Genomic DNA, 22871 nt, shown 5'->3' with positions numbered 1-22871 from the left:
TGCGGGCTTTCGGCTCATTGCCGAACACATATCATTCTCGGGGGAGACTATGACGACAGACCTAAAGGGACGCATCGCGCTCGTGACCGGCGCATCCCGTGGCATAGGCTATTTCACGGCACTGGAGCTGGCAAAGGCAGGCGCCCATGTCATCGCCTGCGCCCGCACCGTTGGCGGCCTTGAGGATCTCGACGATGCGATCAAGGCTGTCGGTGGCACGGCCACGCTGGTACCCTTCGATCTTGCCGATATGAACGCCATCGATGCGCTCGGCGCGTCCATCAACGAACGCTGGGGCAAGCTGGATATTCTCGTTGCCAATGCTGGCGTACTTGGCGTCATCTCCCCGGTTGGCCACATCGAGGCGAAGGTGTTCGAAAAGGTCATGACGATCAACGTCACGGCGACATGGCGGCTGATCCGCTCGGTCGAGCCGCTGCTATTGAAATCCGATGCCGGCCGCGCACTCATCCTCTCCTCCGGCGCGCCGCATTCCTGTCGCCCATTCTGGGGTGCCTACTCCACCTCCAAGGCCGCGGTCGAGGCGCTGGCCCGCACATGGGCCGCCGAAACGGAAGCCACGGCTCTGCGTGTCAACAGCATCAATCCCGGTGCGACCCGTACGGCCATGCGCGCGCAGGCCATGCCGGGCGAAGACCCCGATACTCTGCCCCACCCGTCCGAGGTCGCCGCAGCCATTCTGCCGCTGGCGTCACCGGACGCCAAGGAAACAGGCAGGATCTACGTTGTGAGGGACCGGAAATTCGTGAGCTACCAAGCGCCTGCGTGAGGGTGCGCACCATCGCTCTTGACCAAATCCGCGCGCCGTTTCATAACGCAAGCCATGAAAACGATGATCTGCTGCTGTTGCTGAGTTAAATTTTGCTGGTCTCGCACCCGGCCAGATCGTTTTCGTCTTCCGAAAGGTCAAAGCAGACAAACGTTCCGGCTTGGGAAATGATTGCCCTTGAGGAAAATCCTTATGTCCCTGCGCCTGAAACTCCACAACACACTGACCCGCGGAAAGGCTGAGTTTCAGCCGATCTATACCGATAATGTGCGCATGTATGTCTGCGGCCCGACGGTCTATGATTTCGCCCATATTGGCAACGCGCGCCCCGTGATCGTCTTCGATGTTCTCTATCGTCTGCTGCGCCACGTCTATGGCGACGCGCATGTCACCTATGCGCGCAACATCACCGACGTTGACGACAAGATCAACGCACGGGCGCTGCGCGATTACCCCAACCTGCCTCTGAACGACGCGATCCATGCCGTGACAGAAAAGACCGCACAGCAGTTTCATGACGATGTCGCCATGCTCGGCTGCCTCGAGCCGACCGTCGAGCCGCGCGCCACCGACAACATTCCCCAGATGATCGCGATCATCGAAAAGCTGATTGCGCGTGGTCATGCCTATGTGGCCAGCGGTGAAGTGCTGTTCGACACCCAGTCCATGAGCGATTACGGCCAGCTTTCCAAGCGCCCGCTGGATGAGCAACAGGCTGGTGCGCGTGTGGCCGTCGAGGTGCACAAGAAAAGCCCCGGCGATTTTGTCCTCTGGAAGCTGTCCGGCCACAACGAACCTGGCTGGGAAAGCCCCTGGGGTCGCGGTCGTCCGGGCTGGCACATCGAATGCTCGGCCATGGCCGGGCGTTACGTCGGCGAAGTCTTCGACATCCATGGCGGCGGACTGGACCTCATCTTCCCGCACCACGAAAATGAAATCGCCCAGTCCCGCTGCGCCCATGGCACGCATGTCATGGCCAATGTCTGGATGCACAACGGCTTCGTGCAGGTCGAAGGCCGCAAGATGTCGAAGTCGGATGGCAACTTCATCACCATCCACGAGCTGCTGCATACGGACAAGTTTGGCGGCCGCCAATGGCCGGGCGAGGTTTTGCGTCTGGCGATGTTGATGACGCAATACCGCGAGCCGATCGATTTTTCGGTGAAGAGGCTGGAAGAAGCGGAGCGCCTGCTGGCCAAATGGCCTGCCGCCGAGATTGGTGATGCCGCGCCGGATCAGGCCGTTTTAGATGCGCTGGCTGATGATCTGAACACGGTAGCTGCCGTGCAAGCGCTCCACGCGCTGGCCCAAGCTGCCAACGCGGATCCGCAACACTTGCCCGTCTTCGCGGCCAGCGCGGCATTGCTCGGTGTTTTACCAAAAAAAGCCGAGGTCGATGAAGCTATCGCCGCCGCCGTCGACTCGCTCGTCGCCATGCGTCTCGAAATGCTGAAAGCGAAGAATTTTGCCGAAGCCGACCGTATCAGGGACGAGCTTTCGGCCAAGGGCATTCAGTTGAAGGATGGCAAGGACAAGGAGAGTGGTGAGCGGGTGACGACCTGGGAGATCAAGCGGTAGCCTCCATCGCGTATGAACGCTTTCTTGCGCCCTGCCCACATTCGGCCTATGCTACAGCATATGCCTGATAAGGAAGGTTGGGATGAGCGCAGAGCGACACGTCAAGCTATTTAGGAACGGACGCAATCAGGCCGTTCGAATTCCGGTGGAGTTCGAGCTTCCTGGTGACGAGGCGGTCATGCACAGAGATGGGGACCGCCTCATCATCGAACCGACTGATCGTCGCAAGGGCAATATGATCGAGTGGTTACGGCAGCAGAGCCCCCTTGACGAAGATGTCCCTGAATTCGATCTCGATGAACAGCCGCCGAGATCTGTTGATTTATGACGACAGCGCGCTACATGCTGGACACCAATATCGTGTCCGACGTGGTCCGAAATCCGTTTGGGCCTGCCGCAGAAAAGCTTTACCATCTCAGCCAAGATGACATCTGTATAAGCTCAATCGTTCTCTCCGAAATTCTGTTTGGTATTAAGCGCAAGGGATCGGCAAGGCTCTCGCATCTGGTCGAAGGCCTGCTCACCAGAATAGCTACTGTCGATTACGGCCCAGCTGCGGCCCGACATTATGCCGATATAAGAACGTCTCTGGAACAACGTGGCACTCTGATCGGCACCACAGACATGTTCATCGCGGCGCACGCACTCTCACTGGATATCATTCTCGTCACCAACAACGTCAGGGAGTTTTCTCGTGTCGAGGGATTAAAGATCGAAAACTGGATCGAAGGGAGCCAGCCATGACAACACGCATCCACACCGGCGGATGCCAATGCGGCGCTATCCGGTTTCGTGTCGAGGGTGACCTTGCCGATGCCTCCATCTGCCATTGTCGCATGTGCCAGAAGGCGTTCGGCGCCTATTATGCGCCGTTGGTTTCGGTGCGGGGCAAGGACTTTGCGTGGACGCGCGGAGAGCCGAAGCGGTTTAGGTCTTCCAGTGTGGTGAGCCGTGGCTTTTGCGGCGATTGCGGAACGCCACTGACCTATGAGGCACCGGATGGCATGGCCGTTGCTGCGGGCGCATTTGACGATCCCTCGACGTTCCCGCCGTCTATACAATGGGGTGTCGAGCGGAAGATCAGCTTCGTGGATCGCCTCCACACCCTGCCCGCCGTGCCGACCGAGGACGATTTGACATCGGTTGATTATCTGGCGAACCTCACATCCCATCAGCATCCCGACCACGACACGCAGGCATGGCCACAGGAGAAAAATCAATGAGCGATGCAGGTTATTCCGGCGGTTGCCAATGTGGCGCGGTTCGCTTTCACGCAGGCAAGCTTGGTCGCCCCTCCATCTGCCATTGTCGCATGTGTCAGAAGCAGTTCGGCAATTTCTTCGGCGCGCTCGTCACGGCCGATCAGGCGCATCTGACATGGACGCGCGGGCAGCCAAGCCTGTTTCGCTCGTCCGCCAAAATCCATCGCGGCTTCTGCAACAAATGCGGCACGCCGTTGACCTATCACCATCCGGGCGGCGTCGAAATTGCCATCGGCGCCTTCGATCACCCGCAGGAGGTCGAGCCACAGGTGCAAGTCAACACGCACATGCAGATGCCGTGGATCAAAACCCTGTTCGACAAGCCACATGCGCAGCAAAGTCTGGATGAGAGCTCCATGGTCTCCTTTCAACACCCTGATCAGGATACCCACGTCTGGCCACCTGAGGATACTGTGAATTGACGGGCGCGACGGCAGTCTCCGGCGGATGCCAGTGTGGCGCGGTGCGTTACAGGATAGAGGGTGACATCCGCTATCCGCATGTCTGCCACTGCCGCATGTGCCAGAAGGCATCGGGCAATTATTTTCTGCCGCTTGGCGCAAGCAGCCTTGATCGCTTCAGGCTCACACGCGGCAAGCCAAACTGGTTTCAATCGTCAGATCACGTTCGGCGCGGCTTTTGCGGCACCTGCGGGACGCCGTTGTTCTATGATATTCCGGACAAGAATTTCATCAATGTCACGCTGGGTTCGCTGGACGAACCGCTCGACATCATACCGGAAGCACAATCAAACCTTTCCAGCAAGATGCATTGGTTTTCTCATCTCGATACCCTGCCCGTAGAGGCGACGGACGGCCCAGAGCAGACCGTCAAAAACCACCAGCATCCAGACAAGGATACAGCGCATTGGCCACCACAGGAAAAGACGACATGAGCAACGCGTTGCGCGGTTTCTATCCGGAGATAGAGCCCTTCGATACCGGCATGCTGGATGTGGGTGACGGCCATGTGATCTATTGGGAACGTGTCGGCACGAAGGGTGCCAAGCCCGCCGTTTTCCTGCATGGCGGTCCCGGTGGCGGGGTCAACCCCACACAGAGAAGGGTGTTCGACCCGGCGCTTTACGATGTCATCCTCTTCGACCAGCGCGGCTGCGGCCGCTCCACACCGCATGCGTTTCTGGAGGCCAATACGACGTGGCATCTGGTGGCGGATATGGAAAAGCTGCGGCAAAAATTCGGTTTCGAGACATGGCAGGTGTTTGGCGGTTCCTGGGGCTCGACGCTGGCGCTTGCGTATGCGCAGACCCACCCGGATCGCGTCAGCGAACTCGTCCTGCGTGGCATCTACACACTGACCAAGCCGGAACTGGACTGGTACTATCAGTTCGGTGTCTCGGAAATGTATCCCGACCGCTGGGAAACCTTCATTGCGCCCATTCCCGAGGCCGAGCGCGGCGAGATGATGGTCGCCTATAATCGCTATCTCACCGGCACCGACGAAAAGAAGAAGCTGGAATGCGCCAAGGCCTGGAGCCAGTGGGAAGGTGCGACAATCTCGCTGGTGACGGATCAGGGCCGTGTCGATGATTTCGGCGAAGAGCAATATGCTATCGCGTTCGCGCGCATCGAAACCCATTATTTCGTCAATGCCGGCTGGTTCGAAGACGGCCAGTTGCTGCGCGATGCCCACACGCTGAAAGACATCCCCGGCGTCATCGTCCACGGACGCTACGACATGCCCTGCCCGCTGAAATATGCCTGGCAGTTGTCCAAGGCATGGCCGAAAGCGGATTTGCATATCGTCGAGGCTGCCGGTCATGCGATGAGCGAACCCGGTATTCTCGACCAGCTCATTCGCGCGACAGATCGGTTCGCGGGAAAATAATCATATATTACAAGGATTTAGCGTTGCCGCCTGACATTCCGATTCAGGCGGCACACTTATTATTTAAGCAGATGATGCTTTTTTCATCGCATCCTTCACGTAAATGAATTGGAATATAACGCCAAACAGGAATAGGCCGGTGCTTTCCGCTCGAGATTGGCAGTTCCCATGGCCGTTAACCAGACAATAGAGACGTCTCCGCCCGGCGATGGCGCGCGTGGTTTCGCCTACGCTTTTACCGCCTACATCCTATGGGGCTTTCTTCCGTTCTACATGAAGGCGGTTGCGCATGTGTCGCCATTGGAGGTCATTGCGCATCGCGTGGTGTGGTCCGTGCCGATTGCCGCCGCCGTTCTCATGCTGCTGGGGCGCACCGCCGAAATCAAGAAGGCACTCACGACGCCGCGCATGTTGGCCATGGCCTGTCTGACGGCCACCATCATCAGCATCAACTGGGGCGTCTATATCTGGGCGATCGGCACCGGCCGTGCGCTCGATGCGGCGCTGGGTTACTTCATCAATCCGCTGTTCAGCATTTTTCTGGGCGCCGTCCTGTTGAAGGAGAAGCTTAGCCGCTTTCAGATTTCGGCAATCGTCCTCTCCGCTCTGGCCGTTGCCCTGCTGACCTGGCACGCGGGCAACCTGCCATGGGTGTCGGTCGCCTTGACCGTCTCCTGGGGCTTTTACGCCTTCTTCCGCAAGACCCTTCCCATCGGGCCGACGCAAGGTTTTCTGCTGGAGGTGCTGTTGCTGACGCCGCCAGCAATCGCCTTCATCATCTATCTCATGAGCACCGGTCAGGCGCATTTCATGGCCGGAACCCCAACGGACACGTGGCTGCTGATCGCCAGCGGCATCGTCACCGCCACGCCGCTCATTCTCTACGGCAATGGTGCGAAGCTCTTGAAACTCTCCACCATCGGCATCATGCAATATATCGCACCGTCGATGATCTTCATCATCGCCGTGTTCGTCTTCAAGGAACCGTTCGACACGGTCAGGCTCGTCGCCTTCATCATGATCTGGGCAGCGTTGGTCATCTACACGGTGCCAGGTCTGATCGGACGCCGGAGAGCAAAGCGTGATTGAAGGACCGGCCCCGGGCACTGAGGGTCTCAGAGCTGGGAGATAACCGAGGGATCGCCCTGCGGGTTCTGCTGCGCGCTGGCGCGGTCGATGATGGCGGGAACGATAGCCCCGATCTCGTCAATCACCAGCGGGTTTAGAAGATGCGCGCGGTGAATGAAGCCCTGATCGCGCATATGGCGGATCAGCTCCAGCATGGGGTCCCAGAAGCCGTTGATGTTGGCAAAGACCATGGGCTTGGCGTGACGACCGAGCTGCGCCCATGTCATGATCTCGACGATCTCTTCCAGCGTGCCGATACCGCCTGGGAGCGTGACGAATGCATCCGAGCGCTCGAACATCATGTGCTTGCGCTCATGCATGTCCTTGGTGATGATCAATTCGTTCAATTGTCCGAGAGAATGGCGCGTGGCTTCCATATCGACGAGAAAATCCGGTATGATGCCGGTAACTTCGCCGCCGTTGGACAGGACACCGCTTGCCACGGCACCCATGATGCCCTTGGTTCCACCGCCGTAAACGAGGCGAATTCCGTGTTGGGCGATGGATTTTCCCAGTGCTCGGCCTGCGTCCATGTAGGCGGGGTCGCGTCCGGGCTGGGAACCGCAGTAAACGCAAATGGATCGAATCGATGTATTTTCTTCAGTCATGGAACGAAGGAACTATGGTGCCGCCGATCCGTCAAGAAAATTTGGGGACCGAGCCGCAGAAACGCTGGATTTACAGGGGTGCCGCTTGTGCGCGCACGACTTAAACGCTAGCTATCGCAACGTAAAGACAAGAATGTTACCCGGAGATCGACAATGAACAACAAAAGGGCCGGACTGCTGGCGCTTATCGTGCTGGGCGTCGCGACGCTGCTCATGGTCTTCTTCGTTCTCCCACGCATATCGAGCGACGACAAGCCGATCGGCGACGCCATCAACGATGCTGGCAACGCTGTTAAGAACAGCGTGGAGATGGGTGGCGAAAAGGCGGGCGATCTGTTGACGGACGCCGCCAAGGATACCGAAACCGTCGCAGACAAGGTCGGGCGTCTGGCGGAATCCGCCAACCAGTCCATCAAGGACATGACGGGACGTTTCGCTGACGGCAAGGTGCCTTCCAATGATGAGTTCACGGCCGCCCGCAAGACGGTCGAGGATTCGCTGAAGGAGCTGGAAAACATCGATATTCCCGAAGCAATCGATGAGAATACCTCACGTCTGCTGACCACTGCACGGTCTGCCGCTGAACGCACCATCGCCTTCCTGCGCGGATTGCCTGCAGACGCGTCTGCTGCCGCGGACCAGGTTCGCCGCCTGCCCGGCGTGTTTACCGGCACCGACGATGGCGCGCCACGGCCGACCCCTGCTGCTCCGGCAACACCTCCAGCCTCGCCTGCCTCGGCGCCTGCACCTGGCGATGCTGCACAACTGCCAACCTTCGATGTGTTGCGCGTCGAGCCGGATGGCTCCGCCGTCATCGCGGGCAAGGCACCGGCGGGAACGACGCTTGAAATCGTCAATAACGGGCAGGTCATCGCGAAAACGCCGGTCGAAAGCACTGGCGACTTTGCTGCCGTTCTCGACAACCCGCTTGCGCCCGGCGATCACCAGATCATTCTTCGCGCAACCGGCAAGGACGGCAAGGTCGCGCAATCCGCAGAGACCGCAACCGTTTCCGTGCCGTCTCAGAAGAATGGCGAGCTTCTGGCCATGGTGACGACTCCGGGCAAGGCAAGCCGCGTGATGACCATGCCGGATGCGGCACCGGGTGCCCTGCAAGCGCAGGCAACGCCACCGGCCAATGGTGCGACGGAACAGCCGCAAGCACAGACACAAGCCGCGGGTTCAACCCAGGCCGGATCCGCCACGACGCCATCGGCTCCAATGAACACGTCCACCCCGCAGCCCTCCCCCGAGGCGGCAACGATCCGCGTCGTTGCTGTCGAGTTCGAAGGCTCCAAGATTTTCGTTGCGGGTGCTGCTCCGGCAAATGCCGCCGTGCGCGTCCTGGTCGACGACAAACCGATCGGCGATGGCAAGGCGGAAGCCTCCGGTAGCTTCGTGATCGAGGGTAATGTCGATCTGGCTGTCGGCGACCATGTCGTGACGGCCGAAGCGCTGGACGCTGCTGGCAAGGTCACCGTGCGCGTTCGCGTTCCCTTCGCGCGTCCCGCCAACGATCAGGCAACCGTATCAGCGCAAAAGGCTCCGGCAGCGGCCCAGCCATCACCTGCCGCAAGCGCGCCGCAGACCCAGACCCAGACCCAGACCCAGGCCCAGGCGCAGGCACAGGCACAGACGGAAACACAAAGTGCCACCAGTGACCGTTCGGTTTTCGAATCCCTGCGTGAAGAGGTCTCGAAAGCCTACTCCATTCTCTCCGGCCTTTACTCAAACGGCAGAACGCCGAGCCTCGATGAAGTCGCGGCTGCGAAATCCGCCACAGCCATTGCGCTTCGTTCTCTGGCGGAATTCCGCACGGCTGCGACGGCAGACGTCGATTTCACCGCATTCGTCGGTGGCATCTCCGCCAAGGCCCGCGATTTGCTTTCTGTCATCGACAACCTGCCAAGTGATGTCGCGGTCATCGGCAATCGCATTGCCGGACTATCCGGTCGCTTTGCAGAGTTGAACGCGACCATGCCGGGTGCGGTGGAAGCTGCTCCGGTTCAGGCACAGGTCCAGACGCAGGCAGCGGCCTCTGCTGAAACAGGGCCGAAAACCTTCGAGCAGGCTCCATTGTCTCACAGTGAAGGCGCCGTCATCATCCGTCGTGGCGATACGCTGTGGCAGATTTCGCGCCGTGTTTACGGACAGGGCGTGCGCTACACCACGATCTATCTCGCCAATCAGGACCAGATCAAAAACCCTGATCTGATCGAGCCCGGCCAGATTTTCGGTGTGCCGGACAGCGCCCTGCCGAATGCCGAGGAAATCCATCGCAAACGCCTGATGACTCGTTGACTGCAAACCCTATCGGGATTGCGTGAAACGATTGACACGTTTATCTAATACAGAACGGCGGCACACATCTGGGCCGCCGTCTTGCTGTCTGCATCCCCGCAGATATCGGAGCAGAGCATGAGCGATCCCAACAAGACGATTTCCGCGGATTCCAGCAATCCGCTCCGCACCCTTGTCAATCTATGGCCCTATATGTGGCCACAGGGCAGACTTGACCTGAAAATGCGCGTCGTCTGGGCCACGGTCTTTCTCCTCATCGCAAAACTGGTGCTGATGCTGGTTCCCTATTTCTTCAAATGGGCGACCGATGCGCTGAATGGCAAGCTGGATATGGCCGGGCTGATGCCGACCTTTCTGCTGGGTGCGGTGGCTCTCGTGGTCGCCTACAATCTTGCACGCCTTGTTCAGGTCGGGCTGAACCAGCTGCGTGATGCGCTGTTTGCCAGCGTCGGGCAGCATGCCGTGCGGCAATTGGCCTACAAGACATTCGTGCATATGCACCGCCTCTCGCTGCGGTTTCATCTGGAGCGCAAGACCGGCGGTCTGTCGCGGGTCATCGAGCGAGGCACCAAAGGCATCGAAACGATTGTCCGTTTCACCATCCTGAACACGGCCCCGACCTTTATCGAGTTTCTGCTGACGGTCGTTATCTTCTGGGCGTCCTACGGTTTCTGGTACGTGCTGGTGACGGTGCTGACCGTATGGGCCTACATCTGGTTTACCGTGCGGGCCAGCAACTGGCGCATCGCCATTCGCCGCTCCATGAACGACAGTGACACCGACGCCAACACCAAGGCAATCGATTCGCTGCTCAACTTCGAGACCGTGAAATATTTCGGCAATGAAGACATGGAAGCAAGCCGGTTCGATGCGTCCATGGCGAAATACGAGAAATCAGCGACGGCGATCTGGACCTCTCTCGGCTGGCTGAACTTTGGCCAGGGCGTCATTTTCGGCCTCGGCTCCATGGTGATGATGGTGATGTCGGCACTGGCCGTGCAGCGCGGCGACCAGACGATTGGCGATTTCGTCTTCATCAACGCCTTGCTGTTGCAGCTTTCCGTTCCGCTGAATTTCATCGGCTTCGTCTACCGCGAAATCCGCCAGGGGCTGACCGACATCGAAGAGATGTTCGACCTTCTGGACGTACAGGCCGAAGTGATCGATGCACCCGATGCGAAGGAATTGCAAATCGGCACGGGTGCGCTCTGTTTTCGCGACGTCCACTTTGCCTATGACGCGGAGCGCCCTATTCTGAAGGGCATCTCCTTCGACGTCCCCGCTGGAAAGACCGTTGCCATCGTCGGTCCGTCGGGTGCGGGCAAATCGACGCTGTCACGCCTGCTCTACCGCTTTTACGATATCCAGTCAGGATCGATCACCATCGATGGTCAGGACATTCGGCAGGTGACACAGAAAAGCCTGCGCTCCGTCATCGGCATGGTGCCGCAGGATACGGTGCTGTTCAATGACACGCTGGCCTACAACATCCACTATGGACGGCCGGGGGCAACGGATGCCGATGTCACATCGGCTGCAAATGCCGCGCAGATCAGCGGTTTCATCAGCAAGCTGCCCCTGGGCTATGCGACCATGGTCGGCGAACGTGGCCTGAAACTGTCGGGTGGGGAAAAACAGCGCGTGGCGATTGCCCGCACGATCTTGAAGGCGCCGCCGATTCTCATTCTCGATGAGGCGACATCCGCCCTCGATACGCATACCGAGCAAGAAATCCAGAGCGCGCTCGACATCGTCTCGAAAAACCGGACCACGCTTGTGATCGCGCACCGCCTTTCGACCGTGATCAGTGCAGACGAGATCATCGTCTTGAAGGATGGCACGATTGCCGAGTGCGGCACCCATATGTCTCTCATCGACGCCGGTGGCCTCTACGCCTCCATGTGGAGCCGCCAGCGGGAGGCCATCCAGGCCGAGGAACGCCTTCGCGAAGTCCGTGAAAAGGATGATCTGGGCGTGGTGGATCGCGGCGCACCCGCGCATTGACGGTATAACCCCAGGTCAAACATTGGAAAATATTGCCGTTCAGGCGATTTGCCTGTAGTCACCAATGCGTGTTTTGTCGCGTGCGACCGTGAAATCGGCTGCCGAATGATTATATGCAGCACGTCACGCCAGAAACGATCGACCGTTTTGGTGAAAGGCGTTGTAGAGGATGGCCAAGGACTTGGGCACGCTGATCAACCCGATCGCGCCGAGACTGGCATGCTGAAAAGATAAACTCGGAGACGAAAGAGCAATGAACCTGTTCGACACCATTCGCAACACCATCGTGCCGGTCCACAAGGAAGGCTATGTTTTCGTCGCCGCCTTCTTCGTGGCATCCCTGGTGCTTGGCTGGATAGCCGAACCTCTCTTCTGGGTTGGCCTCGTGCTGACTGCCTGGTGCGCCTACTTCTTCCGCGACCCTGAACGCGTCACACCGCAGGACGACGACCTCGTCATCAGCCCTGCCGACGGAAAGGTTTCCGCCATCCAGACCGTGGTTCCACCATTGGAACTGGAACTCGGCAAGGAGCCCATGGTCCGCATCTCGGTGTTCATGAATGTTTTCAACTGCCATGTGAACCGTGCGCCTGTTCGTGGCCGCATCATCAATGTTGCCTACCGCCCCGGCCTGTTTCTCAACGCCGAAGTGGACAAGGCATCGGAAGACAACGAGCGCAATGGTCTCGTCATCGAAACCGCGCATGGCAAGGTCGGCGTCGTCCAGATCGCCGGCATGGTCGCCCGCCGCATCGTTTGCTGGGTGAAGCCGAACGAGCCTGTTGATGCCGGTGAACGTTTTGGCCTCATCCGTTTCGGTTCGCGCCTGGATATCTTCCTGCCGGAAGGCTTCCAGCCCCGCGTCTCCATCGGCCAGACGGCCATTGCCGGTGAAACGGTTCTGGCGGAATTCGGCTCTGCCAAGGGTCCGGTCATCAGCCGTCGCGGCTAAGACAACAGGAGACCAGCGCCATGGACACGCCTACGCCAGAGCCGACGACAAACGGCAAGCATGAGATCAGCAGTGACACCGGACGGGGCCCGCGCCTGCGCGAAATCCCGCTCCGCCTCGTCATTCCCAACCTTGTCACCGTGCTTGCAATCTGTGCTGGTCTCAGCGGCGTCAGGCTCGCATTCGAGGGTCGGTTCGAGCTTGCCGTGGGTATGGTTCTGCTGGCGGCGTTTCTGGATGGTGTCGATGGTCGCCTTGCCCGGATGATGAAGGCGACGTCGAAATTCGGCGCGCAGATGGATTCGCTGGCGGATATCGTCAATTTCGGCGTGGCCCCCGCGCTGGTGGTCTATGCCTACCTTCTGGACGATGTCCGCTCCATCGGCTGGATCGCAGCCCTCATTTACGTCATCGCCGCGGGTCTTCGCCTCGCGCGCTTCAATGTCATGACGGAACGCGAGATCAAGGCACCCTGGCAGAGCGAATTCTTCGTCGGGGTCCCTGCGCCGATGGGTGCCATGCTGGTGCTGTTGCCGGTTTATCTCGGCTTCATGGGCATCGAACCGGGCAAGACTTTCGCGTATATCGCAAGCGCATACACCGTGCTCATTGGCTACTTGCTCATCAGCCGTTTACCCGTCTGGTCTGGCAAATCCGAAAGCCGCATCCGTCGCGATCTTGTCTTGCCTGCCATCCTGATCGTCGTGCTCTACGTGGCGCTCCTGATGAGCTTCACCTGGGAAATTCTCGTCCTGACGGTTCTGGCCTATCTTGTCTTCCTGCCCTTCAGCGCCCGCATCTGGCACAAGCGTTACGGTACCTTGACGATCGAGGACGACCATGGTGACGGGCTGGACCATCGCGGCCTTTAGGGATCGATTACAACGGCGCGGAGCATTGTGGCATTTTCCAGTGCTGCGTCGAACACGAAATGTCGCAGTGTGCAATTTTCAATTGATTAAAATTGCCTCGAATTTGTCACGATTTCCCATGAGAGAGGTTTGCAGCAACGCTGTCAGATCGACGCGTTCAAGGGGAACTCCGGAGACAGACATGAGCGAGACACAGAAGACCGAAGCGGCTGCGAAGCCCGACCTGAACAGCCACTACCGACCTCTCGGTCTGAAGGCCGTCGCCGCCGCAGCCATGATGCTGACGCGCAAGCCGGTTCAGCCAAAGGTAGCCTGATCTTCAGGCAGCATCAGGGGATATAAGACAACAAACGGCGCATGATGCGCCGTTTTGCGTTTCCAGAGCACTTCCTCGTTTAAGGGAAACGCTCTAACTGGATCAAAACAGTGACATCTGCGCATCGTCCGGAGGCTCGATTTTCGGTGCGGGAATGGGCGCTACGGCCACCGGCTCCAGCAAGTCGGCGCCGATATTGGCGACCTTGTTGACCTTGTCCGAAACAGGGATCATCTCGAAAAAGTCGTCGTCAGCCGCCTTCATCAGATCGACGACGTCGCGTGGCTCCCGGGTTTTGCAATCCAGCCAGCGACTGAAATCCTCCGGCGCAATCACCACCGGCATGCGATCATGAATGCGCGCAATCGAGCGATTGGCGGAGGTGGTGAGAAACGCACCCGTATCGACTTCGGAGCCATCAGACGAAGACCATGTTTCCATCAATCCGGCAAAGGCGACGATACCGCCCCTTTTGGGCTTGATGTAATAGGCCTGCGATTGTCCACCCTGTTCTTTCGATGGCCTGTGCCATTCATAAAAACCTGTTGCGGGTATCAGCACCCGTCTGTGGCGAATCGCGGCGCGAAACGAGGCTTTCTCAATGGCTGTTTCGGAGCGGGCGTTGATCAGCAGAGGAAACTCCTTGGGGTCTTTGACCCAGCCCGGCAGAAAACCCCAGCGCACCAGCATCGCCTGCCGGTTCGGTAAATTGCTCCCGGGTTGAGGCTGCGCGCCCTCCAGCACGATGAGAATGGGCTGCGTTGGTGCGATATTAAACCGTGCCGGAAACTCTTCCAGACCGATCAGGTCCAGATATTCCGCCACATCTTCCGGCGTTGAATTCAAGACAAAGCGCCCGCACATGGCCTAACCTCTGGGTCCGAATAGAATAAGTGACGCACCGGCGAGGCAAATCGCACCGCCTGCCACATCCCAGCGGTCCGGCGCATGTCCCTCGACACTCCACAGCCAGATGAGCGAGGCGACAATATAGATGCCGCCATAGGCAGCGTAGGCCCGACCCGCCGCTTCCGTGGGGACCAACGTCAACAACCACGCAAAGGCCGCCAACGACACCATGCCCGGCACAAGCCATCCGATCGACCTCTCCATACGCAACCACGCCCAGAATGCAAAGCACCCGGCAATTTCGGCAAGCGCTGCGGCCGCGAAGACGAGATAGAGTTTCATTCGGATAGTCCGTGTCGATTCCTGGCACGCGATCATAGTGTCTCAGTGCTGTCGTGAAGCCTCTAAATGACGCAAAGACCGTTTTAACCACTCTTTTTTCGGCAATCGCGGCGGTTGCCACGTTTCCTGCAAGGTTGAGCGCATAATTGGAACTATCGTATAAGGATATTTCATGCCCCTGCCCCAACCTGCCTCTTCCGCAATCGTTCGACGTGGTGATCGTGTGCTGCTGGTGCGGCGTATCAATCCGCCATCGCAGGATATGTTCGCCTTTCCCGGCGGGCGCGGCGAGCCCGGAGAGACGCCTGCGGAGACCGCTTTGCGGGAACTGGAGGAGGAGACTGGGATCGTTGCCCGCAATCCACAGCTTTTCGCGACTTATGATTTGCCCAGCCGTGATGCTGACGGACGGTTGAGCAGTCACTTTTTTCTGTCGGTCTACACGGTGGAAGCCGATAGCGCAGCCGACGTGCTCGCGGCTGACGATGCCGCGGAGGCCGGGTGGTATACACTGGCGGAAATCCGCAGATTGCCTGCACCCGAGAGCGTGGTCGAATGCGCGGAACGTTTACTCGGCCCGTTGCAATGCTGAGCAGAATCGCGGCTAGTTGCCCTCAAGATGTTGCAACGTCACGGCGGGTCATGCGTAAACTGATGAAACGAGGTATCTGGCTCGCCGTGCTTTTCGGCCTTGGCACCGCGTTGCCTCTGGCGTCTCAAGCTGATGCGCAACCGGCCGTAAAGTCCGTCGCTCCGCCGCCAGAAGAAAAGCCCGCGCCCTACGATAATCAGATGGCGCGCCTGTCCGAAATTCTGGGCGCCGTTCAATATTTGCGCACGCTCTGCCCCGCAACGGGTTCTGAGGAATGGCGCAAATCGATGAGCGACCTTCTGGCTGCCGATACCGCCAACGAACCGCAGCGCAAGCAACGCATGACCGCTGCGTTCAATCGTGGGTATCGCACATTTGCCGCCGTACACACTGCCTGCACACCGGCGGCGATTGCAGCGGAAGAGAAATACCGTATCGAAGGGGCAACACTGGCGCAGGAAATTGCGTCGAGGTTCGGAAATTAGAGGTTTATTAACCTCTTTTGGTCGCAGCCCGTGCCGTTTTGATAAAAGACTGTTAGAGTTGTTAACAGGGTGGTAACGAGTTGCCTGCCTGTCGAGGATGAAAGATGCAAACAAGCCGTAACGAAATCCACGATATGATCGTGCATGAAAAAATGCAGGTCGCTCTGGAACACCAGAACGAAGCATGGGCCGACGGCATGGCCGACGGTATCGAGCCTGAGATCATCGCAGATGCCGCTGTTGCCCTTGCCATGCGCGAAACCATTCGCATGCACGGCGAAGCAGGTGCGGAAGCGATGCTCGAATCGCTGCGCCAGCGCATGCTCGAGGGCGAATTCTCCCCCCACCGCATCATTCAGTAAGCTGGAGTTCAGTCATGTCTTGCTCTCGCAAGGGGCTTTTGCGGTCGTCCGCCGCCGTGTCCTTGATGCTGTCCCTGACGCTCGCCACCGTCGGTTTTTCCCATAACGCATACGCGCTGTCAGAACTGAAACAGGTTCAGGATCCAGCGACCAGTGAAAGCGAAAAACCCGCTGAAAAACCACAGGCGTCCGAGCCCGAGGCCATCGAGGGTGATTCAGACGGCATTCCAATGCCAGACCCGCTTGTAAACCGAGCCTCGGGTGAACAGCCTGCCGCAGATCAGGCCGAGACTCCGCAGATTTCCGCCCAGATTGAACACGACATCGGCAAGGCACCGGAGCCGGTGCGTCGGCTGCGTCAACTCATTATCGATGCGGCATCGACAGGCGACATCGAAAAGCTGCGCCCACTCGTCAATCCAGGCCCCAACCAGGCGCGCGTGGATGGCGACAGCGGCAACGATCCGATTGCGGCGTTGAAAAGCTTTTCGGGTGATCCAGACGGGCTGGAAGTGCTCGCCATCATCATCGACCTCCTGTCGACGGGCTATGCAAAGATTGACGCTGGGACACCAGACGAGATGTATGTCTTCCCCTATTTCGCCGGAAAGTCGCTGACCACGCTGACGCCGACGGAAAAGGTCGAGCTGCTGCGCATCATCACCGCAGGTGATCTGGCCGACATGCAGGAATATGGCAATTACAGTTTTTACCGCATCGGTATCTCGCCAGATGGCCAGTGGAAATTCTTCACCGCCGGTGACTAGAGCGTTTCCTTGTTGAATGGAAACGCTCTAAGGTTACCGCGCTTGCCGTTGGCGCTCAAAGACCTTAACTGTTCGGGTAAACCAACCCGAATGGTAGAGCCTATGTCTTCCGCCTTTTTGACCGACCGCGCCTTCATCCATGTCTCCGGCAGTGGAGCCACGGATTTTCTGCAAAACCTGATTACTCCCGATCTCGAATCGCTGCCGGAGGGCGAAGCCCGCGCTGGCGCTTTGTTGACGCCGCAAGGCAAGATCATGTTTGATTTTTTGATCTGGCGGGATGGCGACAGCTTCGTTGCGGAGACAAGCGCAGATCAAAGGGACGCGTTGCTGCGACGCCTGACCCTGTACAAGCTGCGCGCGCCTGTGGAGCTGAAGGCTGACGACACGATGGGCGTCAGCGTCATCTGGAACGAAACCGCCCCGGCAGGTGCGATCAGGGACAGCCGTTTCGCCAAGGCGGGCATCGAGCTCTATCGATTGATGGGTTCCTCTGCCTCAGGCGACCCGGCTGCCTATGATGCATTGCGCGTTTCGAACGGGATAGCCGTGTCCGGCGCAGATTATGCGCTGAACGACGCGTTCCCCCATGACGTTTTGATGGACGTGAATGATGGCGTATCCTTCCACAAGGGCTGCTTTGTCGGACAGGAGGTCGTCTCCCGCATGAAGCATCGCGGAACAGCCCGCCGCCGTGTCGTGATCGTCAAGGCTGAGACTGAACTCCCGCCAAGCGGCACGGATATCACGGCCGGTGGCAAATCCATCGGCACCCTCGGTACCGTACACGGTTCGCAAGGTCTAGCCATCATCAGGACCGATCGCGCGGCAGACGCCATGGCATTGGGAACCGATATGACCGTTTCGGGCGTTCCCGTGACTGTTGCGCTGCCGACCTGGAGCGGGCTGAGCTTTCCCGCAGTGGATCCGACCAACGCTGCGGAAGACTGAACGTGGCGATCTCGAAAACACCCCGCGCATGGCAACGCATGCTGTCCGGCAGACGGCTGGACCTGCTGGATCCCTCACCGCTTGACATCGAGCTCGCCGATATTGCCCATGGCCTTGCGCGTGTGGCACGGTGGAACGGTCAGACCCGGGGTGACCATGCCTTTTCCGTTGCCCAGCATAGCCTGATCGTTGAAACCATTTTTTCTCGAATGAACCCATCTGCCACGCCGAATGAGATGTTGATGGCGCTGCTGCATGATGGCCCTGAATATGTCATCGGTGACATGATCTCTCCGTTCAAATCCGTGGTCGGTGGCGGCTACAAAATCGTCGAGAAACGGCTGGAGTCGGCTGTGCACCTGCGGTTTTCGCTTCCGCCCCATGCAAATGCCGATCTCAAACAGCGCATCAAGAAAGCGGACACCGTCGCCGCCTACTTTGAAGCGACGGAGCTTGCCGGTTTCTCCATGGCGGAAGCACGGACGTTCTTCGGTCTGCCAAGGGGCATCACCAAAGACATGATCGACATCGAGCCTGTGCCTGCAATCGAAGCCCAAAGTCGATTCGTCTCACGCTTCGACGCGATCGAATTGCTTCGAAAGGGCAAGCCATGACCGCCATCGTCGTCTCTCCCCTCTCCCGGATCGCCGAGATGGCCGTGCGCCACAAGTCGCGGGAAATGGTGACGCTGATTGCCAAAGAGCAGGCGTTTCACCGTCCCGCAATCATTTCCGCCGAGCGCCATCTGTCGCTGCAAATGAACGACATCACGTTCAAAGGCACCGACAAGCTGATTGCACCGGATGACGTCCACATTCAGCAACTGATCGAGTTTGCCCGCAGTTGGGATCAATCGGCCCCGCTGCTGGTCCATTGCTGGATGGGCGTTTCCCGCTCTCCCGCCGCAGCCGTCATCGTCGCGCTGACCGTCCAGCCGGAGCAGGACGATGCGGCGCTGGCCACACGGCTTCGTCGCGTGTCTCCCTATGCGACGCCCAACGCGCGTATCATTGAAATCGGAGATCGGCTTCTGGGTCGAGGTGGCGCTCTGACCGCCGCTATCAGAGGAATCGGACGCGGTGCCGATACGGACGGCAACGTGCCCTTCGTTCTTCCGCTTTCTGCCTGATCACACGAAAACCGGAACTCACCTCCTTGTCGCTCGTTACGAAACAGATGACATTTGAGACAATTTGAACAGGGGCAGTTTTATGGACCAGCAGGCTACCGATCTTATCGTTGCTTCTCAGGCGGCACTTCGACAGGCCAGCGCGTTGATGGTTCAATATTCATTTTCCATCGTCGGCGCGCTTCTTCTGCTGATCGTGGGCTGGATTGCAGCCATGCTGTTGCAGCGCTGGTCGTATGAAGGTCTTTCACGCATTCGCGGTTTCGATGAAACGCTGGCGCGTTTCTTTTCAGGCGCTGTTCGCTACATTGTTATTATTCTCGTGCTGGTCATGGTGCTCGGCCAGTTCGGTGTTCAGACAGCGTCCATTCTCGCAGCACTTGGCGCTGCAGGTCTTGCCGTGGGCCTTGCGCTCCAGGGCACGCTTCAGAATATCGCGGCGGGCATCATGCTTCTGGTGCTGCGTCCGTTTCGCGTGGGTGAATATATCGAGACGAGCTCTGTCTCGGGCACGGTGATTGAAATCGGCCTGTTCGCCACGGAATTGAAGACAAGCGAAGGACTTTATCGCCTTGCGCCCAACGCCACGCTCTGGAACGTGCCCATTACCAATTACAGCCGCTTCCCATCGCGTCGCCACGAACTGAGCGTCACCGTGCCCAGAGGTGACAGCACCACCGACGCCCAGGCCATGCTGATGGACGTCGCCCGCGCCGAAAGCCGTGTGCTTCTAGACCCTGCCCCGACCACCTTCATCGATTCCGTCAGCAACGACAGCTCCACGGTGAAGCTGCGCTACTGGGCACGCAGTGAAAACTGGTTTGCGACCACGCGCGATATGACGAAAGCCCTGAAGCGCGCATTCGACGAGCGGGATATGAAGGTGAGCGAACAGTCTTCGGAATAATCTCATGATAAAAAGGCTGAAGAGAAACAGCCTTTTTTCCTTGAGCTCACTGGCCCATTGTCGAACGATGTGCCCAGCCTGTCATACGCCGTTCAATCCACGCCATCACCGCGTACATCGCAATGCCTTCGACAGCGAGCATGAGCAACCCCGCAAAGACCAAGGGCACGTTGAACTGGCTTTGAGCCGAGCTCATCATATTGCCGAGACCGTAGTTCGACGCGACGGTTTCGGAGACAACGGAGCCGACGAAGGCCAATGTGATGGCGATTTTGAGCGAGCCAAAGAAGTAGGGCATGGAGCGGGGAATGCCGACTTTCAGCATGATGTCCATTTTCTTTGCGCCGAGCGCACGCAAAACGTCCTCCGTTTCCGGCTCTATCGTCGCAAGGCCGGTGGCGACATTGACGACGATGGGAAAGAACGAAATCAGAAAGGCTGTCAGCACCGCGGGTACCGTGCCGATGCCGAACCAGATGACGAGAATGGGGACGAGCGCGACTTTGGGAACCGCGTTGAACCCGATCATCAGCGGATAAAGTCCGGCATAGATCGTCTTCGACCAGCCGATGAAGAGGCCGATCCCCAGTCCCGCAACCACCGCGAGGGCAAAGCCCAGAGTGGTCGTATAAAGCGTCTGTAGCGAATTTTTCCAGATCGGCGACCAGTATTGCACGATGGCCTGGCCGACACGGGTGGGCGACGGCAGGATCGTTTGCGGCATTTTTAGTGCGTAGACCAGCAGTTCCCACGACAGGAAAAGCACGAGCGTATAGAGCCAGGGGGCTGCCTTGACCCAATTGATGCGGGCTACCAGCGGCAGGCGGGGCTGCTTTCTTGCCGTGTTTTCAAAAACCGCGCTCATGCCGCGACCCTCGCCTTTGCGATCTCGCCGTGCAATTGCTGGACCATGTCGTTGAAGCTTTTCTCGTACATCAGATCAAGTTGACGCGGACGGGCGAAGGGCACCTTGTACTCGGCCAGGATTCTGCCCGGTCGTGCGCTCATCACGAAGATCTTGTCGGCAAGAAACGTCGCCTCGCGCAGGTCATGGGTCACGAGAACGATCGTCACGCGTTTGGCGGCGTGGAGATCGCGGATGACGCACCACAATTCCTCACGGGTGAAGGCGTCCAGCGCGCCGAAGGGCTCATCCAGCATCAGCAGTTCAGGTTCGTGGATCAAGGCGCGGCACAGGTTGGCGCGTTGCTGCATGCCGCCGGACAGTTGCCAGGGAAATTTGGAGCCGAACCCCTTCAGCCCGACGATTTCCAGCAGGCGTTCTGCCTTGGCGACATATTCCGCCTTGTGCGCGCGCAGCCTGTGGCGATGTTTCTCAACGATTTCCAACGGCAGAAGTATGTTTTCAAGCGTGGTGCGCCATGGCAGCATGGTCGGGTTCTGAAACGCCATGCCCACGATCGATACCGGTTCCGTGACCTGCTTGTTGGCGACGATAACATTGCCCTTTTGCGGAATATGCAGGCCCGTGACGAGCTTCATCAACGTCGATTTACCGCAACCCGACGGTCCGACAACGGCTGCGAACTGGCCTTTTTTGACCTTGAGGTCGAGACCTGAAACGGCAAGCGTCCCTGATGCACCGCCATAGCGCATGTCGACGCCGTCGATTTCAACCAGATGAGGCATGCTTGTTCCTGACTCTGAATATCGCAGGCGCCCTGCTCGTCAGGCGACCCTATTTCCCGTCATACCGGCCCTGAGCCAGCATATGTCGGTGACGCGTTGCAGCGTGAAAGTGTCTGTGCCATCAAGGCAGCAAGCGCTCTTCCTTGGGTGGCAGATAGCTCGCGTCAAAAACCTGTTCTGCCTTCACATTGCCTTTGAGGCCGACGGACACTTTCAGCGTTTCCATGGATGCAGCCAGACGCGCCGGATCGACACCGCCCATGCCATTGGCGATGACGTAGGGAGTCTTGATGTTCATGGCGTTGGCCATGGTGAGGCGTTGCAATTCGATATCACTGTCGAGGATCTCGTTGCGCTTCAACACCGCCGCCACGCCCTCTTCCGGGTTCTTGACCGAATCGGCAAAGCCTTTTGCCAAAGCTTTCAGGAACCCCTTGACGGCAGCGGGGTTTTCCGTCGCAAAATCAGTGTTTACCAGGACGGCGTTGCCATACAGATTCAAGCCGTGTTCGGCCATGAGGATCGTGGCGATATCGTCATCCGCGATGCCCTGCGCCTTGAGGTTCAGAATGACGGAAAAAGCAAAGCCGAAAACGGAGTCCACCTCACCCTTCGCCAGCATGGGTTCGCGCACGGGAAAGCCGATGGACTGGATATCGATCTTGCTATCGTCGATCTTGGCGACCTGCTTGAACGCCTTCCACTGCGCAAAGGCACCATCCGGCGGCGGCGCGCCGAGCTTTTTGCCTTCGAGCGATTTGGGATCGGTCGTCACGCCAAGGGACTTGCGGCCGACAACCGCGAAGGTCGGGCGCTCATAGACCATGTAAACGGCCTTCACCTTCTGGGTCGGGTCTTCGTCCAGAAATTTCATGACGGAATTGATGTCACCGAAACCCATCTGGTAGGCACCTGTCGCCACGCGCGGGATCGCCTCGACGGATCCATTGCCGCTATCGATGGTGACATCGAGACCTTCAGCCTTGAAGTATCCCTTGTCCAAGGCCAGCAGGAAGCCGGCGGACGGACCTTCGAATTTCCAGTCGAGCGTAAATTTTACGGGCGTTTCCGCGAAGGCCGGCAGTGGTGCTGTTGTCATTGCGGACAAAGCAATGGCGGCCAAAGCCGCCGTTTTTGAAAACAGCCTTCGCGTCAACATTCTGATTTTTTCCCTCTGG

General features: G+C 58.6%; 28 protein-coding genes. 22 read left to right on the top strand and 6 right to left on the bottom strand.

The genetic code is table 11. The annotated features are described in order from the left end of the window. The first annotated feature begins 49 nt into the window (after positions 1-49). From GGQ73_RS19310 to rarD, 9 genes are all read left to right on the top strand, one after another. Positions 50-790 carry an SDR family NAD(P)-dependent oxidoreductase gene (locus GGQ73_RS19310; protein ID WP_183897486.1) on the top strand — a complete coding sequence of 247 codons (741 nt, stop codon included), beginning with the start codon at positions 50-52 and terminating at the stop codon, positions 788-790. A gap of 192 nt (positions 791-982) precedes the next feature. Beyond that, positions 983-2368, top strand: coding sequence for a cysteine--tRNA ligase (gene cysS, locus GGQ73_RS19305; RefSeq protein ID WP_183897485.1), 1386 nt, complete (start codon positions 983-985; stop codon positions 2366-2368). Positions 2369-2450: 82 nt separating this feature from the next. Beyond that, complete coding sequence (locus tag GGQ73_RS19300) at positions 2451-2696, top strand: antitoxin (RefSeq protein ID WP_183897484.1); 246 nt, start codon at positions 2451-2453, stop codon at positions 2694-2696. Beyond that, positions 2693-3112: a type II toxin-antitoxin system VapC family toxin gene (locus tag GGQ73_RS19295; RefSeq protein ID WP_183897483.1), complete on the top strand. Its 420-nt coding sequence runs from the start codon at positions 2693-2695 to the stop codon at positions 3110-3112. Before GGQ73_RS19300 ends, GGQ73_RS19295 begins: the two co-directional genes overlap by 4 nt. Beyond that, positions 3109-3591 carry a GFA family protein gene (locus GGQ73_RS19290; protein ID WP_183897482.1) on the top strand — a complete coding sequence of 161 codons (483 nt, stop codon included), beginning with the start codon at positions 3109-3111 and terminating at the stop codon, positions 3589-3591. Before GGQ73_RS19295 ends, GGQ73_RS19290 begins: the two co-directional genes overlap by 4 nt. Continuing rightward, a complete protein-coding gene (locus GGQ73_RS19285) occupies positions 3588-4052 on the top strand; it encodes a GFA family protein (protein ID WP_183897481.1) in 465 nt (154 codons plus the stop codon). The genes GGQ73_RS19290 and GGQ73_RS19285 overlap by 4 nt, the downstream gene beginning before the upstream one ends. Further along, positions 4049-4525 (top strand): GFA family protein, encoded by a 477-nt coding sequence (locus GGQ73_RS19280; RefSeq protein WP_234911034.1) that lies wholly within the window; start codon positions 4049-4051, stop codon positions 4523-4525. Before GGQ73_RS19285 ends, GGQ73_RS19280 begins: the two co-directional genes overlap by 4 nt. After that, positions 4522-5478 (top strand): prolyl aminopeptidase, encoded by a 957-nt coding sequence (pip, locus tag GGQ73_RS19275; protein WP_183897480.1) that lies wholly within the window; start codon positions 4522-4524, stop codon positions 5476-5478. The genes GGQ73_RS19280 and pip overlap by 4 nt, the downstream gene beginning before the upstream one ends. A gap of 168 nt (positions 5479-5646) precedes the next feature. Next, the gene (gene rarD, locus GGQ73_RS19270) at positions 5647-6567 is read left to right on the top strand and encodes an EamA family transporter RarD (protein ID WP_174152564.1); all 921 of its coding nucleotides are present in this window, start codon (positions 5647-5649) and stop codon (positions 6565-6567) included. A 26-nt stretch (positions 6568-6593) separates the two neighbouring features. Here the strand turns inward: rarD and GGQ73_RS19265 are convergent, their stop codons facing one another. Then, complete coding sequence (locus tag GGQ73_RS19265) at positions 6594-7214, bottom strand: LOG family protein (RefSeq protein ID WP_183897479.1); 621 nt, start codon at positions 7212-7214, stop codon at positions 6594-6596. A gap of 153 nt (positions 7215-7367) precedes the next feature. Here GGQ73_RS19265 and GGQ73_RS19260 point away from each other — a divergent pair, with 153 nt between their 5' ends. The 5 genes from GGQ73_RS19260 (at position 7368) to GGQ73_RS23195 (ending at position 13659) form a co-directional block, all read left to right on the top strand. After that, positions 7368-9515, top strand: a complete 2148-nt coding sequence (locus tag GGQ73_RS19260) for a LysM peptidoglycan-binding domain-containing protein (RefSeq protein WP_183897478.1) — start codon at positions 7368-7370, stop codon at positions 9513-9515. Between the two features lie 117 nt (positions 9516-9632). Then, positions 9633-11519, top strand: a complete 1887-nt coding sequence (locus tag GGQ73_RS19255) for an ABCB family ABC transporter ATP-binding protein/permease (protein ID WP_183897477.1) — start codon at positions 9633-9635, stop codon at positions 11517-11519. Between the two features lie 253 nt (positions 11520-11772). Beyond that, on the top strand, positions 11773-12471 hold the full coding sequence (locus GGQ73_RS19250) for a phosphatidylserine decarboxylase (RefSeq protein ID WP_174152560.1): 699 nt from the start codon (positions 11773-11775) through the stop codon (positions 12469-12471). Positions 12472-12491: 20 nt separating this feature from the next. After that, on the top strand, positions 12492-13343 hold the full coding sequence (gene pssA, locus GGQ73_RS19245; protein WP_174152559.1) for a CDP-diacylglycerol--serine O-phosphatidyltransferase: 852 nt from the start codon (positions 12492-12494) through the stop codon (positions 13341-13343). Positions 13344-13524: 181 nt separating this feature from the next. Further along, positions 13525-13659, top strand: coding sequence for a hypothetical protein (locus GGQ73_RS23195; RefSeq protein ID WP_268842323.1), 135 nt, complete (start codon positions 13525-13527; stop codon positions 13657-13659). A gap of 102 nt (positions 13660-13761) precedes the next feature. Here GGQ73_RS23195 and GGQ73_RS19240 read toward each other — a convergent pair whose 3' ends face one another. Further along, entirely contained in the window at positions 13762-14523 is a 762-nt protein-coding gene (locus GGQ73_RS19240) for an SOS response-associated peptidase (RefSeq protein ID WP_183897476.1), read from the bottom strand. A gap of 3 nt (positions 14524-14526) precedes the next feature. Next, a complete protein-coding gene (locus GGQ73_RS19235; protein ID WP_174152557.1) occupies positions 14527-14850 on the bottom strand; it encodes a YnfA family protein in 324 nt (107 codons plus the stop codon). 172 nt (positions 14851-15022) lie between these two features. Between GGQ73_RS19235 and GGQ73_RS19230 the strand changes: the two genes are divergently transcribed. The 8 genes from GGQ73_RS19230 to GGQ73_RS19195 all read left to right on the top strand — a co-directional run bounded on the left by GGQ73_RS19230 (position 15023) and on the right by GGQ73_RS19195 (position 20043). Then, on the top strand, positions 15023-15442 hold the full coding sequence (locus GGQ73_RS19230) for an NUDIX hydrolase (RefSeq protein WP_174152556.1): 420 nt from the start codon (positions 15023-15025) through the stop codon (positions 15440-15442). A gap of 62 nt (positions 15443-15504) precedes the next feature. Then, positions 15505-15927 carry a TIGR02301 family protein gene (locus GGQ73_RS19225; RefSeq protein ID WP_183897475.1) on the top strand — a complete coding sequence of 141 codons (423 nt, stop codon included), beginning with the start codon at positions 15505-15507 and terminating at the stop codon, positions 15925-15927. 104 nt (positions 15928-16031) lie between these two features. Further along, entirely contained in the window at positions 16032-16289 is a 258-nt protein-coding gene (locus tag GGQ73_RS19220; protein WP_174152554.1) for a hypothetical protein, read from the top strand. A gap of 14 nt (positions 16290-16303) precedes the next feature. Continuing rightward, positions 16304-17056, top strand: a complete 753-nt coding sequence (locus GGQ73_RS19215) for a hypothetical protein (RefSeq protein WP_183897474.1) — start codon at positions 16304-16306, stop codon at positions 17054-17056. A gap of 102 nt (positions 17057-17158) precedes the next feature. Further along, the gene (ygfZ, locus tag GGQ73_RS19210; protein ID WP_183897473.1) at positions 17159-18007 is read left to right on the top strand and encodes a CAF17-like 4Fe-4S cluster assembly/insertion protein YgfZ; all 849 of its coding nucleotides are present in this window, start codon (positions 17159-17161) and stop codon (positions 18005-18007) included. Positions 18008-18009: 2 nt separating this feature from the next. After that, a complete protein-coding gene (locus GGQ73_RS19205; protein WP_183897472.1) occupies positions 18010-18621 on the top strand; it encodes a YfbR-like 5'-deoxynucleotidase in 612 nt (203 codons plus the stop codon). Further along, positions 18618-19136 carry a tyrosine phosphatase family protein gene (locus tag GGQ73_RS19200; protein WP_183897471.1) on the top strand — a complete coding sequence of 173 codons (519 nt, stop codon included), beginning with the start codon at positions 18618-18620 and terminating at the stop codon, positions 19134-19136. The genes GGQ73_RS19205 and GGQ73_RS19200 overlap by 4 nt, the downstream gene beginning before the upstream one ends. 82 nt (positions 19137-19218) lie before the next feature. Then, positions 19219-20043 carry a mechanosensitive ion channel family protein gene (locus tag GGQ73_RS19195; RefSeq protein ID WP_183897470.1) on the top strand — a complete coding sequence of 275 codons (825 nt, stop codon included), beginning with the start codon at positions 19219-19221 and terminating at the stop codon, positions 20041-20043. A gap of 46 nt (positions 20044-20089) precedes the next feature. Here GGQ73_RS19195 and GGQ73_RS19190 read toward each other — a convergent pair whose 3' ends face one another. The 3 genes from GGQ73_RS19190 to GGQ73_RS19180 all read right to left on the bottom strand — a co-directional run bounded on the left by GGQ73_RS19190 (position 20090) and on the right by GGQ73_RS19180 (position 22852). Then, positions 20090-20908, bottom strand: a complete 819-nt coding sequence (locus GGQ73_RS19190; RefSeq protein ID WP_183897469.1) for an ABC transporter permease — start codon at positions 20906-20908, stop codon at positions 20090-20092. Then, a complete protein-coding gene (locus GGQ73_RS19185; RefSeq protein ID WP_183897468.1) occupies positions 20905-21693 on the bottom strand; it encodes an ABC transporter ATP-binding protein in 789 nt (262 codons plus the stop codon). Before GGQ73_RS19185 ends, GGQ73_RS19190 begins: the two co-directional genes overlap by 4 nt. 121 nt (positions 21694-21814) lie before the next feature. Continuing rightward, on the bottom strand, positions 21815-22852 hold the full coding sequence (locus GGQ73_RS19180; RefSeq protein ID WP_183897467.1) for an ABC transporter substrate-binding protein: 1038 nt from the start codon (positions 22850-22852) through the stop codon (positions 21815-21817). Positions 22853-22871: the final 19 nt, after the last annotated feature.

Source organism: Rhizobium skierniewicense (assembly GCF_014196515.1).
Taxonomy (GTDB): Bacteria; Pseudomonadota; Alphaproteobacteria; order Rhizobiales; family Rhizobiaceae; genus Agrobacterium; species Agrobacterium skierniewicense.
Note: the sequence above shows the minus strand (reverse complement) of the source record. Positions and strands in the feature narration are given on the sequence as shown.